A 14,028-nucleotide genomic window follows, 5' to 3' on the forward strand; every position below is an offset into this window, starting at 1 on the left:
GTTTAAAACCCCGTGCTAACTGTGCGAAGTCCCTGAAGGGACTGCATCGCTGTATTCTGGCAGTCTCTTTAGAGACTTCGCACGGTTAGACCGTGATTTTCAATCACGGGCGGGAGAGCGCGATCAACGTTCAACCGAAATTTACAGGTAGATTTTTTTCAGCATCTCCCCGACTTTTCCTCGATTGTTCCTTACTTTAAGGGTCATCAGCAAGTTAAAGCTGATGTATCCAATTTAGAACTTTCTCAGAGGTTATTATGTTGCATCATATTTCGGTTGCGGTAAATCAGCCATTGCATGTTGGAAATGTACTAGCAGAAGTTTTACAAGGTCGTTGTTTTCCTTTTCCGCCACACCCAGGAAGCTATATGGTGGTCGTTGGAGACGAGTATGGAACGGGAATCGAACTTTATCCGGCAGATACTCAATTGACTCCAGGGCTAGAAGAAGTTGAATTCTCCACTGGAAATATGGCTCAATCGTTTACTTCGATTCATGCAGCGATTTCCGTTCCTACTTCTTTAGAGCAGATTGGAGAAATTGCAAACCGGGAAGGCTGGCTGGTCAGACTGTGTGATCGTGGCCCCTTCGAAGTGATCGAATTTTGGGTGGAAAACAAATTAATGCTTGAATTTCTCACGCCTGAACTGGCGAAGGACTATTTACAGTTCGCACAGCCAGGTGTCTTTGAGGCGTTTTTCAATCAAGCTGCCGCCCAACTCGTTGAAGCTTAACTATTACTGTTGAACATTACTTGGAGTGAAAGACATCATGTTGACAATGGAAAGAATCGAAGTTGCTCCTCAAGAAGCAATGCTCAATCTCATTAGTGGGTTCTGGATTGCTCGATCGCTCTATCTCGCTGCAAAAATAGGGGTTGCCGATTTGTTTGACGACCAACCGAAAACGATCGCTCAACTTGCCGCCGGAACGAATACCGATCCGCGATCGCTGTATCGACTTCTGCGTGCTTTAGCCAGTATTGGTGTCTTTACTGAAGTATCTGATCAACAGTTTGCGCTGACTCCGCTGGCTGCAACCCTCAAAAGTGATCATCCAGCTTCAATGCGGTATGCAGTCATGGCGCAAATGGGATACGACCATTCTTTAGGCTGGAGCAATGGATTACACAGCTTGAAAACAGGCGAGATTGCGTTTGATCAGGCTGCGGGAATGAACATTTGGCAGCACTTCGCTCAACATCCTGAAGATGGACACATCTTCTCACAATCGATGTCGAGTATGGGAATTGCGATCGCGCAAGCGGTGGCTGCAAGCTATGACTTTTCTCAGTTCGATACGATCGTTGATGTCGGTGGAGCGCAAGGCAGCTTAATTTCTACGATTCTGCAAGCGAATCCTCATCTTAAAGGCATTCTGTTCGATTTACCCGAAGTTATTGGGAATATTGAGGGCGATAGAAATCTTCAACGGATTGCTGGAAATTTCTTTGAGTCTGTTCCGACGGGGGGTGATGCTTATGTGATGCGATGGATTATTCATGATTGGAATGATGAAAAGTCCTCGATCATTCTGAACAATTGTCATCGAGCCATGCCAGATCACGGCAAATTGCTGCTAGTTGAAAGCATTCTTCCACCCGGTAATGAACCGTCTCCAGCCAAGTTGATTGACATGATTATGTTGTTGATGACGGGTGGACGGGAACGCACTGAAGCAGAATATCGATCGTTGCTGCGATCGAATGGCTTTGAACTGACACGAGTCATTCCCACACCTTCAATGCTCAGCATTATTGAAGCTGTCAAACTTTAACGTATCTCCTTCCCAACCGTTATGAAGCGCCATTTTGCTCTCCTGCCGTTGACTGCTGCCCTTGCTTTAGGCTCCAGTGCCTGTCTGAACATTTATGCATCTGCTCCACCTTCTAAAAGCAGTCCGGTTGAAGTAGCATCTGCTCCACCCTCTAAGAGCAATCCGGTTGAAGTGGCACAGAACTCGAATCAATCGGTACAAGTTTCTCACGATGCTAGTACTGTTAGTTCTGACAACTCTCAATCAGAGCAAATCGGGGGCTTGAGTCCGTCTCAGCAAGCTTCACTCAAATCGTTAGGGATTGCGATCGCAGTGCCAGGCGCGATTCCAGCAGGCTATACGGTCATCAAAGTTGATACCGAACCTTGCCCTGAAAATGCGTCTCGTTCAGAGAAAGGCACTTGTCGGTTTGGGCCACAATACGGCATTGTTTATCGCAATGCCGAACAGAATAGCTGCTTTGCTATCGAAGCGACAGGCGGCGGAGTGGGTGGTGTGCCGAGAGAGTATGCAGCAAAAGTCAAGACTGAGTTGTTGGGAGAAACTTCGCTGCTATTCGGTCAAGAAAATGGTGAATTCAAAACGCCTTCAGCAGAGCAGCTTGATTCACCACAGCCCAATTTATTAACGGATTGGGCAGGTGTGGGTCCGTTCTATCGCATCAGTGGAGGCGATACTGCTCGGGACGCTTACTACAAAGGTGGATCACCTCTGTGCCAGAATACGATTACTCCAAATCAAGCGATTGAGATTATGCAATCAATCACTTGGCTCAATTAGCTTGCTATAGCGATCGTTGCTGATCTTGATCGAGCATCAGATTGTGTGATTCTCGGATTGAGAAAGCTCAGCAATTTCGTCAAAGCCAAACTGTTGAACTAGCTCGGTTAATGCGATCGCGATTTGCTGCTCAGATTTTGGAATTTGCTGAATTAATTGCAAAATTTGATCAGCATCTACCGCGAGCGATGCTTGATGTAGTTGGGCAATCCAAGCAGAAGGCATCGCATCTAGCATGTCACGAGTGAGTTCTAACGTTGGTTCAGTTGAGGGGGTTGTCTCTTCCTCGTAGACATAGTTCACGCCAAGATGCTGAGCTAATTTCTCAAATAAGTGAGCTTCTCGAAACGGTTTTGCTAATAAGTCATCACAGCCAGCCGCCAAGATCGAAGCGCGTTGTTCTTCAAAGGCACTGGCAGTCAACGCTAAGATCTTCGATCGAGTCTGAGCCGATTCCAGCGCGCGAATTTGTCGAGTTGCTTCATAGCCATCCATGACGGGCATTCGCATATCCATCAAAATTAAGTGTGGCTGCCAGTGTTGCCATTGAGCGATCGCATCTTCTCCATTGATTGCTGATCTCGTTTCAAATCCCACCATTGTGAGCAATTGTTCTACGAATTCTCGATTTTCAGCGCGATCGTCTACGACTAAAATTCGATAGCTCGATTGTTGTGGTGTAAGCTGCAACACCCGTTTTGAATTCACCATGGGTATAACATCTTTGGGATTCGCGATCGCGATTTGAATCCCAAATGAAAACGTTGATCCTTGTCCGACTGTCGATTCAACCTGAATATCACCGCCCATCAATCGCACAAAGCGACGACTGATTGTCAGTCCAAGCCCAGTACCTTCCCGCAATTGGGAACCGCTATGAGTTTGAATAAAGGGACGAAATAGCTGGTCAAATTCTTCTGGAGCAATGCCCTGTCCCGTGTCTTGGACTTTGAATTGGAGCATTGTTTCTGATTGCACTGTTGCTTCGAGCGTAATGCTGCCGTGGTCTGTAAACTTCATCGCATTGCTGAGCAAATTGATCAAGACTTGTCTGAGCTTGTTTTCGTCGGTTTGGATGTACTGCGGAAGATTAGGTGCGATCGTAAAATTCAACGCAAGATGTTTTGCTTTTGCCCGCATGAGAAACATTTCTTGTAGCGTGTACAAAAGATGATGCAAATCAAAGGAAACCAGGTTTAACGTCGTTCGTCCGGCTTCAATCTTGGACATCTCCAACACGTCATTAATCAGATCCAGCAAATGTTCACCACTGCGATTGATAATGGCAAGCGAATTGCGTTGTCGATCGGATAGTGCAACCTCGCGCTCCATCAATTGAGCAAATCCAAGAATTGCATTCAACGGCGTTCTCAGTTCATGGCTCATGTTGGCAAGAAACGTACTCTTTGCGAGATTTGCGGTTTCCGCTGCTTCTTTCGCGATGCGTAAATCGGCTTCAGCTTTGTATCTGGCTCTTCCGATCGCAATGAGTTCACCCACCAATCTGAGACTGTTAATATCCTCCTGACTCCAAGCTTTCTGAAAATGAGTCGTGTCCACGCCCATAAAGCCCGTCACGTTTCCCTGGTAAATCACGGGTACTGCCATTAACGATTGAATCGACTGTTGCATAAATAACCGTCGCTCTGGAGAGTCCGGAATCATTGCGATATTGGCCGTATATAAGGCTTCTCCAGAAAGAATCTGCTGATGTAACACCGGAAATTCAGGAACACTCGACCCTCTTGCTTCAGGAGTCAAAGGCACAACATTCTCACCGCACCATTCGTACAACAATTGGCATTCACTGTGATTGTTCCGGTACTCGAAAATGCAGCCACGCTCTGCACCAATATGGCGAGTAATTAGCTCCAAAGCTTCTCCAATTGCGGTTTCTGCATCTTGGTCAATGAACTGTCGAGAGATTTGACTGAGTAAGTTATCGAGTCCAGCGCGACGTTGCAGTGATTCTTCGGCAGCTTTACGATCGCTGATATCCACAATCACGAACTCAAAGCAGCCTTCTTCTAAGCTCGGACGCAGCGAAAACAAGCCCCAACCTGTTGAATCGTCTGCTCGACGCAATTGCGTTTCTAAATCGCGTACTTCTTCGTTTTGCTGAAGAGCATTCAACATCAGCTGCCGTGCCTGCGGATCAACCTGAAACTCGCTGGTGTAGCGTTTATCAATCAAGTCGTTTGCCGATTCAAGCCGCAGAATATCCGCACAGCGTTGATTCGCATCGAGAAATAAACCATCTTCGATGCGGGTGCGTCCAATCCCAACTTGAGAATTCTCGAACAAATGACGGTATTTCAATTCACTCCGCCGCAGCGCTTCTTCGGTTTGTCTGCGGGAGGTAATATCGGTAAAGACAGACTCTAAAACATTTTCGGCAGCATTGATCGACAAAGTAAACATTCCCCATCGCAATGATCCATCCCGATAACGAAACTGCATTTCATAGTTCGTGACTTTGCCATGCTTTTGAATTTCATCGAGAATGATGTCTCGATCGCTGAGATCGGCATAGAAATCGATCGTGTATTTCTTAGCAACGACTTCATCAGCGCGATCGTAACCAAGAGCTGCGATCGCATACGGATTTGCTTCTAGAATTAGCCCATCTTCTAAGCGAATTCGGTAGATGCCAACTTGAGCCGTTTCAAATAGATTGCGGTATTTGAGTTCACTGCGCTGTAAGGCTTGTTGTTGCGCTTGGAGTAAAGCATTCTGATGCCGCAATGCTTCTTCGGCTTGTTTTTGTTCAGTGATGTCGGTTTGCGTTCCAATCCACTCTTGAATCTTGCCCTGCTCATCGAAAATGGGGACACCTCGCACCGCAAACAATCGATATTCACCCGATGCTATCTGCACCCGTTGTTCAACTTCATAGATTGTTCCAGAATTGACTGCGTCTAACCAAACCTGTGCGGTAGGAGCGCGATCGTCGGGATGAACGCTTTCAAGCCATCCCCAGCCTTTTGCACTTTCGGCGCTGCGTCCCGTGAGCGCACACCAAAGCGGAATATCTTCGACTACTTCTCCTTGAGCATTGGTCATCCAAACCGCTTGAGCCGTTGCGGTGACAAAGGCACGATATCGACCTTCACTACGACGAAGTGCTTTCTCAGCACTCTTACGCTCGGTGATATCTCGAAAGAACGAAATCCGCCCGTAGTATTCACCTGTTGGAGACTTTACTGCTTTACTATGGCGTTCGATCGTTCGTCCATCTTTCAACAAAAGCTCATCGTGCAGAACTTCATCTAAGTTCTGATAAAGCGCTTCGATGTCTGCTAAAAAAGCTTCTGGGTCTTCTACCTGATCTGCAACCATTTCTGCAATCTGACGCGAGCTTCTAGCCGTTAGAATTTGTGGCAATCGCCAGATTTCACAGAACTTTTGATTGTAATCAACAATGTTGCGGTGTTCGTCTGCAACTAGGATGCCATCGATCGAGGCTTCTTGCTGAGCCTTGAGCAACGCATTACTACGTCGAAGTTGTTCTTCGATCGCTTTTTGCTCGGTAATGTCTCGCATCATTGAGGAAACGAACTTCAACGAGCCATCTGGATTTTTGTGCGTCATGATCACTTGGGACGTTGGAATCTCTTGTCCATCTGTCCTCAGCAGGCGCGTTTCGCCCATCCAAATTCCGTGTTGTAAAGCAATCGGAAAAGCTTCTTCCATCAAAAACTTAGCAGCTTCGGGAGAATGATAGTCTAGAATGCTTTTCTGTAAGAGGTCTTCGGTTTCTCCAAACCCCATGACTCGGCGGGTTGCGGGGTTGACATAAAGCGTTCTGCCTTCCGCATCGGCAATTCCAATCAAATCAATGGCTGACTCTAGAACGGTAATCAAATCGTCGCGTTGGAGTTGCGGAACTGAATTAGAGGCGTTACTCATAGGTTTAACCTTCTAAGCAGAGACTTGCAGCTTGATACAGCGCTTGTACAGTAAATCCATCGACTGGATATTGCACAATTGCAAATTCATACCTCATTGGGATGGCTGAGAGTTGTTTTTGCAAGGCTTCTTTTGAAGTGTGAGAAAGTGCAATCGCAAATTCTCCATTCCCCCAATATCCTAAGATTGCCGTGTTGTTAAAAGTCATTTCTAAATGTTGACTTAATTGTTTCAATGTTTGATTTCCAGCGGCGTGATCCTGTTGAATATTGATGTGCCTGAGTGTTGGCAGATATGCGATCGCAAAATAGCCCGATTGGGTTTGTGTTATGAGCGTCGCGATCGCTTGACTCGAATGATATTGATTGGAAAGTCCAGTGATCGAATCTTTAGTGGACAATGTTTGCAGCAATCGAATTCGCTCTAATCGTTGGGTAATCCGTGAAATTAATTCGTGCCCAACCACAGGTTTAACCACATAATCATCGGCTCCCGCTGCAAAAATTTGCTGAACCGTTGCAGGGTCTTGATGAGCAGTGAGGAAGACGATCGGCAAACTTTGCCAAGTTGGATTCGCTCGAATCGCTTGACAGAGTGCGACTCCATTGAGTTGCGGCATCTCCACATCCAAAATCATCAGATCCGGATTAACACTGGGTAGAATCGTCCAAAATTGTAAGGGATTCTCGATCGCCGTGACGCGCATTCCCCAAGGTTCAAGTTGTTGCTTTAAAGCGGCGAGAATGATCGGATCATCATCGACTGCGAGAATGTTCCACGATCGAATCGAAGCAGGTGTCGTAATGGGTTGAACTTCAATTTGAACTTCAATCTGCTCGATGCTCGACTGCTCAATCTCCAATACTTGACTCAACTGTTGAACGAGCAACTGGAGTGCGGGGTGCTGTTGAGAATTTAGTTGTCCTGAAAAAAGTTCCTCAAGCTGACGCGCAATCTGAGTGCCTTCGGGACGATCGAACATTCCCAATACGCCCGCCAATTTATGCGCCGCTCGTTCTGCCGCTTGCTGCATATCCTCGGTTAACGTCTCAGTCCTCAACGCTTGAACGGCTTGCTGTAGCACTGTTAGGCGTTCTTCCATTAACCCACGATACTGATTCCAAAGTTGCTCTACCGCTTGATTGTATGGTTCAGAATCGGGGACTTCGGGTTCAGAAACCGGAGAAGCGATCGCTTTCGCGTCATCGATCGCCGTTTTCTTCTCTTCTTTTCCGATGGTTTGATTCAATCGATAGCCTAATCCGTAGACGTTCTCAATCCAATTGACTGCACCGACGGCTTTTAACTTCTGCCGCAAGCCTTTGATATGGGATTTAACGCTGTCTTCTTGCGGGGGATCATCAAACGTCCATAGATGCTCAATAATGTCTCCACAGCTAAATACACGGGCAGGATGACGCAGAAATAGCTCTAAAAGGCTATATTCCTTCGGGGTCAGCGATAATAGTTCCTTGGCATAAGTAACTTGGCACGATTGCGGATCAAGCCGCAAATCTCCAACTTCTAACAGCGACGCTCCCACAACACCGCGTCTCAGGAGTGCTCGAACTCGTGCTTGCAGTTCTCCCAAGTCGATCGGCTTGACTAAGTAATCATCCGCTCCTGCATCTAATCCTCGAATGCGATGTTCGGTTGCATTTTTTGCCGTCATTAGCAAAATGGGAGTTTCACAGCGGCGATCGCGAAGTTGCTGACAAAGTGAAATCCCATCGAGTTTGGGCAAATCCACATCGAGCAGAATTAAGTCATAAGTGGTGCTTTCTGCGCATTCCCAGCCGATCGAACCATCATCAGCAATATCAACTGCATAGTGATGTGCTTTGAGCGATTGCGCGACTAAATTCGCGATCGCCTCATCATCTTCAACAATTAAAATCCGCATCCAATCCCAACATCCAACGCTGATTGCATTGTACGGGTTCACGATGCGAGGAAGCCTTACGGAATGCAACAAGTCCCCTAGTTCTCCCCGATTTGACTTTATGCGAGCGAGTCCTTTCGGAGTGCTGAAAATTCTCTTTTTGAGCAAGTTTCTCCACGGCTTCTCCCCGATAAATTGATTCAATTCAAATCAGTTCAGGAATGCGACGGAGACACAACTTAACGCTGCCACCGATAGCATTCAGAACCAAGTCACAAATTAGGGGAACATCCACGCTTCAAACTCTCAAAGAATTGCTACAAAACGCACAGTTGCAACAGCAACTCAAAACCACAGCCAATCAAGCAGAAGTCATCGCACTATTAGACCTCCTGCACGAATCAGTTTGAGTGAGTAAGCTCGTAGTTGAGTAAGCCTGCAATCAGGTTGAAGCGTAGCCCAAAGCGCTTGCGTCGATTGCGATAGCGCTCCGATAAGATGCGAAAGATCTTCAGCTTGCGAAAGGTGTGTTCTACCGTGATGCGAACTTGCGCTAATTGGCGATTGAATTGCCGTTCCGCTTTGGAGAGGGAGCGCTTGCGCGACTTTTTGAATGAAGTACACCTGTAAGCATGAAACTTGGCGATGCCTTGATAGCCTCGGTCTGCGACCCAGAGTTGCTCAAGTTGAGTCGGAAGTTGCGAACCCTTGAAGATGCGAAAGTCATGTTTTCGCCCTTTGTCAAAAGCAGTACAGATAATCATACCGCTGAGATAGTCCACAACCACTTGAGCTTTTAGCGTGTGCCATTTCTGCTTGCCACTGTAGTAAGGTCGTTGTTTTTTTTGGGGCGTTCAATTGGACTCTCACTCACATCGACGACGAGGATGTTCCATTCGGTCTGGGCTGAGTGCAGCGCTTTTTTACCTGGCAAGCAGAACTCACCCGACTGAATCAAGATGTTTTCAATCTTGCGGACAATGTGTCCAACCGTCGTTTCATGAATTCCCCAACTTTGCCCGATGTGGAACTGGCGCTCAATCCTGTAGGAGGGTTTCCCTCCGTAGGGAATTGAGTAAGATGGTGCGATATTCTCGCCAATATTCCATCGCAATGAGCAGTTGGTCTTCGACACCAAACTTGCCTTGTCCGCCACGTTTCCCCTTGCGCATGAGCCTTGGTTTAGAGATCGCACTCGGAGCCATAGAGGATTGTTCTTGTGCCAGACAGGGAGAATGCGATCGCATAATTTAAGGAACGATGCTTCCATGAGACGAGGTTGAGACGGGAGTCGATTCAAAGGGAAGTTTGGATACCTTCGGGTCAATTTGGGGAGCTAGTTCGTAGATATTGCGATAGCCGTAGTTATACAAGGCAATGTAGGTTGAGAGATTGAGGGAAGCCGTTGGTAGTTTTGAAGGAAAAGGTGCTTCAGCGTTGATGAAATTGTTGTTGCAATAGATGAGAATTCGCGCTGATTTGTCAGGAAACGTTTTTTTCAAACTTTCAACCGTAATGTCTGGAAAGCTCAGATTGATTGCCCCTTTGATATGCAGCAAATCATACTTCTCGCGGCTCCGGGCATCCAGGATGATCGTATTCGGTTCACGGCTCATGCGAATAAAGTCGTCCTCAGAAATTCGGCGTGTCTCCCGATGCTTTGCAGCTTCATAGGAAACGCGCAAATACCCTGGCATATCAATTGCCGGATTATCTAAAGGGGGTTTGGGAGCGGCGATCGCTGCCTGATTTCTAGAAGTAGCCAGCATCTCACTGGACAGAACGATGCAAGAGAGGAGAGCCACTGCGAGATATTTCATCACTGTTTCCTTATCAAAGAAGATCGAAGAAGCTTGACTGGCACCCATTTTCCATAACTCTGCTGCAATCCTACTGATAGAGATCCCGTCAGAGCTACTCAAGCTTATCAAACCAGAGAAAAACAAGGCTGGACTATCTCAATCTGTTAACGATCTCACTCGAAGCCGTAGAGGACTTTTCCCGATCCATCTGGAGAAAATCTGACGCACCATTCCCCATCCGCCAGCCAGATACGCAACGGGTGATGAATGAACTTGCCATAGATGAAGGCGAGAACCACGATAAGCAGGAATGAGATCCCCACACCTTGAAATACTTTCCAGGATCGGGCTGTCCATTGATTTTCCATTGGCGCAAATCTTGAGGGAACGGGCTTAGAATTCCCCTGTTGTGCCTCAAGATTTGCGTAAGCTTCCTGCCGCCGCCGAAGCGACTTCACAAGTTTGCAAAAATCCTCGGTTAACTCAGGGCTCCTCCCAGTATTGAGGGATCAGCTTTAATTGAAAATTTACCCATTCATACGAGGCTTCGTCTTCGCTATAGTTTCTGGCAGTGTAGAGAGCGGTTACGATCGCGGCTCTAATGATTTGGACTTCTTCAGTACCGCATGCTCGGAAGGAATACAAGGTCGAACACCTCGCCTAAACCGATTCCTAATCCAGCGATAAAGACAAGATAAATCCATATCTGACGCTGCTCAAACCCCGCAGAACGCAGGCTGAGATCCGCTAGAACCGCTGTCACAAGTGGCAGAAAGACTAAACCCAAGAACTCAAACTTGCTGACAAATAGAAATGCACAGACACTAATCAAAAAGCTCAGGAATACAACGATCAATAAAGTGCGAGAAATCACCCCGAACAACTGCTCAAGCAAAGCCCTGCCCGTTCCAGAAATGATCACGATTGCAAGGATTGCGGCGGCTCCAACAAGCCAGATAATATGATGCGCCGCAAGATACCATCCGAGCATGGCATGAGCGCACCAAAACAGTCCTAACGAGAGCCAGGGCAACGAACGAGAAGATTCGCTATTCATAGAATAAAAGCAATCGCTCAGCGAAATGGGTAAGAAGGAGCTTCCATGCTTCAGCGTACCGTAACCAAGCTAGTACCGTGTAGATCCAAAGCACGATCGCTAGAATCAGCTATGCTGCGGTCGTCATCGGCGCAGATGCAGACTCGAAATTTATCATCAAATCGATTCCTTCCATTGCCACTGGAATAGGGAACGGGCTTATGTTTTCTAGAGGCAAATTTTGTCGATCACGCTTGATACAACTGAACTTTAGTACGCGCGTCCACAACTTGCAGGTTGATTTTATAAGTGCAAGTTGTGAACGTAACAAATGAAAAATGCGGTATCAGTCTAGGTATTCATAGCTTTTTGTTGGGGTTTCCCCCTTAAGAAGCTGTGAATACGCTTTGATATCGCGTCTCACTTATTCGGTTGTAACTCGGTTTTAGGGATGTTTTAGGGAGCTATGAAACTCGGTATCCTGAAATTGATGGGCGATACTGGATTCGAACCAGTGACTTCATCCCTGTCAAGGATGCACTCTACCACTGAGTTAATCGCCCGCAGTTATTTACAGTAGCAAACTTCTCTCGGCTTGTCTAGTCCTAATTTTTTATCCGCAAATCCAATGTGAAACGTAAACAACTTTAAAGAAGTATGGCGCAATTTGGGGACTTGCTGGAATAATCAGTTTGTAAGCTAAACATCTGTCGTGAGTTTGATAGGGAGAATACGTTTTGGATTCGCGCACTCAGCAATCGGCACACTTGCCCTCTCAAGTCGCTGCTCAAGAGGACTTCAGTGAATACGTCGCTCATCTTCAACTTCATATGGCGTTACAAGCTCGGAATCTCGTTCCCCGACTGACCAACACTCCGGATCATCGGGAGCAGTTACTCCATCAAACCCAAGCAGATTTTGAGAAGTTCGCTTCTCGGCAAATGTTTTTCTAACTGGGCTTCCATCGATAAACGCTTCAATGTAGTCAGAGCACGAATGCTCTGACTTTTTTATTTCAGATTTATTTGATGAATAAATCCACGGGTAATCGCAAGTAAACGTTTTGAGGATCATTCATCGATTTCAGGCTTTCTAGCTCGGCTTGGAACTTTTTCATCTCGCTGGTGAGCGGATCGATCTCGGTAGATTCTTCAATGCTCGATCCCATCAAACTTTCGAGCAAGCGCTCTTCAAACGATCGCGGTTTTGGAAATTCTTCAATTTGCCAATCTTCCCCAAGGTTTGCTCGCTCGGCTGCGGCTCGAATTGCGTCTTGCAACCCACCCAATTGATCAACTAAGCCCAATTGCTTCGCCTGAATCCCTGACCAAACCCGACCTTGAGCAATTTCTGCCACCTTGGACTTCTGCAACTTGCGAGAAGCTGAAACCTTGGTGAGAAACTGATCATAAATACGATCGACACTCTTTTGAATCAGGGCTAGCTCTTGAGGGGTTTTCGGACGAGAAACGGTTTGAGCATCCGCAAATCGACCCGTTTTGACGACATCCCAAGTGATTCCATTGCGATTCGCAAGTTGCTGCACATTGAGAATTCTGCCGAAAACGCCAATCGACCCTGTAATCGTCGTTGGCTCTGCAAAAATCTCACTCGCATAGGTAGAAATCCAATATCCACCCGATGCGGCAACATTGCCCATCGAAACAATCACAGGTTTGACCTGATTGGTCAAAATTGCCTCACGCTGAATAATCTCTGAAGCGGTCGCACTGCCACCTGGACTATTGACTCTCAGCACGACAGCTTTCACATCGTCATCTAACCGTAATTCTCGCAGTTGTCTCGCTAAGCGATCGCCTCCGATTTGCCCAGTCGCACCTTGCCCATTGACAATTTCGCCTTCAGCATAAACAACGGCGATTTGATTGCGACTGGATCGATCATTGCGGTTGCTCTCTGCAACTCGTGCATAATTTCTTACGCTAATTTGTCGAAACGACTTGGTATCATCGTCCTGACCCGTAATCTTCTTCAGGTCTGCAATCACTTCATCGAAATACGCGACTCGATCAACTAATTTCTGTTTGACGGCTTCTTGAGGGTCTAACAGCCCGGCGCGATTTGTGATTGCTTGCAGTTGTCGAGGAGTCAGCTTTCTAGCTTTGCTCGTTGTACCTAAGATCTCAGTCCAAATGTCGCTTAATAGCTTCTGAGTTTGTTGGCGATCTGCCGGACTGCGACGATTCTGCAAAAATGGCTCAACCGCCGATTTATATTTACCGACCCGCGTCACCTGCACACCTACCCCAAACCGTTGGAGAGCCTGAGCAAAAAACACGCCCTCAGAACTTAATCCATTCATTTCCAGCCCACCGATCGGATTCATGGCGATCGTATCTGCGGTAGAGCCTAAATAATATTCGCGTTCCTGCCAATCGACATCATACGCGTAGATTCGTTTGCCACTCTGTTTGAAGCGCTCTAGAGCGGAACGGACTTCTCTTAACGTTGCATAACCTGTCGTATTCGGATTGTTGCCCCCATTCAGATATAGCCCGACAATCCGATCGTCTTTTGCTGCCTCATTGATCGCATCTAACACCGATCGCAACCCAATCACATTGGGACGATTTCCAGCGATCGCATCATTGAGAACATCCCGAGTACTAGCACTAGCAGGCGCATCCGTAATTGTCTGCGAAAGATCAAACACTAAGACAGATTTGTCTCGCACCGTCGGAGCCGAATCACGAGCCGCCATCATCGAAATCGAGATGAGTAGCAGTAAAAGCCCACCCACGCTGATACCTAGAAAAATAAACAAACCAAGTACAGTGGCGAGGGTGTGTTTCAGAAAGTCACGCATACGTTAGAGAAGCATG

General features: G+C 46.9%; 11 protein-coding genes, 1 tRNA gene and 1 pseudogene. 4 read left to right on the plus strand and 9 right to left on the minus strand.

Features of this window, described 5'->3' with window-relative positions:
- The first annotated feature begins 257 nt into the window (after window positions 1-257).
- Genes ACMUEV_RS22955 through ACMUEV_RS22965 form a run of 3 tightly spaced genes read left to right on the plus strand, consistent with a single transcriptional unit; the run spans window position 258 to window position 2,556 of the window.
- A complete protein-coding gene (locus ACMUEV_RS22955; protein WP_190653871.1) occupies window positions 258-734 on the plus strand; it encodes a hypothetical protein in 477 nt (158 codons plus the stop codon).
- Window positions 735-771: 37 nt separating this feature from the next.
- Complete coding sequence (locus ACMUEV_RS22960; RefSeq protein WP_242044990.1) at window positions 772-1,776, plus strand: acetylserotonin O-methyltransferase; 1,005 nt, start codon at window positions 772-774, stop codon at window positions 1,774-1,776.
- A 21-nt stretch (window positions 1,777-1,797) separates the two neighbouring features.
- A complete protein-coding gene (locus ACMUEV_RS22965) occupies window positions 1,798-2,556 on the plus strand; it encodes a hypothetical protein (protein ID WP_190653872.1) in 759 nt (252 codons plus the stop codon).
- 36 nt (window positions 2,557-2,592) lie between these two features.
- Here ACMUEV_RS22965 and ACMUEV_RS22970 read toward each other — a convergent pair whose 3' ends face one another.
- From ACMUEV_RS22970 to ACMUEV_RS23005, 8 genes and pseudogenes are all read right to left on the minus strand, one after another.
- The gene (locus ACMUEV_RS22970; protein ID WP_190653873.1) at window positions 2,593-6,465 is read right to left on the minus strand and encodes a PAS domain S-box protein; all 3,873 of its coding nucleotides are present in this window, start codon (window positions 6,463-6,465) and stop codon (window positions 2,593-2,595) included.
- Between the two features lie 4 nt (window positions 6,466-6,469).
- Window positions 6,470-8,410 (minus strand): response regulator, encoded by a 1,941-nt coding sequence (locus tag ACMUEV_RS22975; protein WP_199329770.1) that lies wholly within the window; start codon window positions 8,408-8,410, stop codon window positions 6,470-6,472.
- Window positions 8,411-8,748: 338 nt separating this feature from the next.
- Window positions 8,749-9,138: pseudogene (locus ACMUEV_RS22980) on the minus strand (transposase family protein); the annotation flags it as partial.
- A 5-nt stretch (window positions 9,139-9,143) separates the two neighbouring features.
- Window positions 9,144-9,617, minus strand: coding sequence for a hypothetical protein (locus ACMUEV_RS22985; RefSeq protein WP_415354683.1), 474 nt, complete (start codon window positions 9,615-9,617; stop codon window positions 9,144-9,146).
- Window positions 9,598-10,167: a rhodanese-like domain-containing protein gene (locus ACMUEV_RS22990; protein ID WP_242044503.1), complete on the minus strand. Its 570-nt coding sequence runs from the start codon at window positions 10,165-10,167 to the stop codon at window positions 9,598-9,600. The genes ACMUEV_RS22985 and ACMUEV_RS22990 overlap by 20 nt, the downstream gene beginning before the upstream one ends.
- A gap of 155 nt (window positions 10,168-10,322) precedes the next feature.
- A complete protein-coding gene (locus tag ACMUEV_RS22995) occupies window positions 10,323-10,607 on the minus strand; it encodes a hypothetical protein (RefSeq protein ID WP_242044500.1) in 285 nt (94 codons plus the stop codon).
- Window positions 10,608-10,765: 158 nt separating this feature from the next.
- Window positions 10,766-11,206, minus strand: a complete 441-nt coding sequence (locus ACMUEV_RS23000; protein ID WP_190651920.1) for a hypothetical protein — start codon at window positions 11,204-11,206, stop codon at window positions 10,766-10,768.
- 470 nt (window positions 11,207-11,676) lie between these two features.
- Window positions 11,677-11,748, minus strand: a tRNA-Val gene (locus tag ACMUEV_RS23005).
- 174 nt (window positions 11,749-11,922) lie between these two features.
- Between ACMUEV_RS23005 and ACMUEV_RS23010 the strand changes: the two genes are divergently transcribed.
- On the plus strand, window positions 11,923-12,138 hold the full coding sequence (locus ACMUEV_RS23010) for a hypothetical protein (protein WP_017286758.1): 216 nt from the start codon (window positions 11,923-11,925) through the stop codon (window positions 12,136-12,138).
- Between the two features lie 68 nt (window positions 12,139-12,206).
- On the opposite strand, the gene sppA is transcribed toward ACMUEV_RS23010, so the two are convergent.
- On the minus strand, window positions 12,207-14,012 hold the full coding sequence (gene sppA / locus ACMUEV_RS23015) for a signal peptide peptidase SppA (RefSeq protein WP_190651919.1): 1,806 nt from the start codon (window positions 14,010-14,012) through the stop codon (window positions 12,207-12,209).
- Window positions 14,013-14,028: the final 16 nt, after the last annotated feature.

The sequence above is a fragment of the Leptolyngbya sp. FACHB-1624 genome (genome assembly GCF_047649235.1).
Taxonomy (GTDB): Bacteria; Cyanobacteriota; Cyanobacteriia; order Leptolyngbyales; family Leptolyngbyaceae; genus Leptolyngbya; species Leptolyngbya boryana.

Excerpts from the sequence above, each read along its gene's own strand:
- ACMUEV_RS23000 (WP_190651920.1), bottom strand. The coding sequence starts at position 11,206 with ATGAATAGCGAATCTTCTCGTTCGTTGCCCTGGCTCTCGTTAGGACTG.
- ACMUEV_RS22970 (WP_190653873.1), bottom strand. The coding sequence starts at position 6,465 with ATGAGTAACGCCTCTAATTCAGTTCCGCAACTCCAACGCGACGATTTG.
- ACMUEV_RS22990 (WP_242044503.1), bottom strand. The coding sequence starts at position 10,167 with ATGAAATATCTCGCAGTGGCTCTCCTCTCTTGCATCGTTCTGTCCAGT.
- sppA (WP_190651919.1), bottom strand. The coding sequence starts at position 14,012 with ATGCGTGACTTTCTGAAACACACCCTCGCCACTGTACTTGGTTTGTTT.
- ACMUEV_RS22960 (WP_242044990.1), top strand. The coding sequence starts at position 772 with ATGTTGACAATGGAAAGAATCGAAGTTGCTCCTCAAGAAGCAATGCTC.
- ACMUEV_RS22985 (WP_415354683.1), bottom strand. The coding sequence starts at position 9,617 with ATGGAAGCATCGTTCCTTAAATTATGCGATCGCATTCTCCCTGTCTGG.
- ACMUEV_RS22955 (WP_190653871.1), top strand. The coding sequence starts at position 258 with ATGTTGCATCATATTTCGGTTGCGGTAAATCAGCCATTGCATGTTGGA.
- ACMUEV_RS22965 (WP_190653872.1), top strand. The coding sequence starts at position 1,798 with ATGAAGCGCCATTTTGCTCTCCTGCCGTTGACTGCTGCCCTTGCTTTA.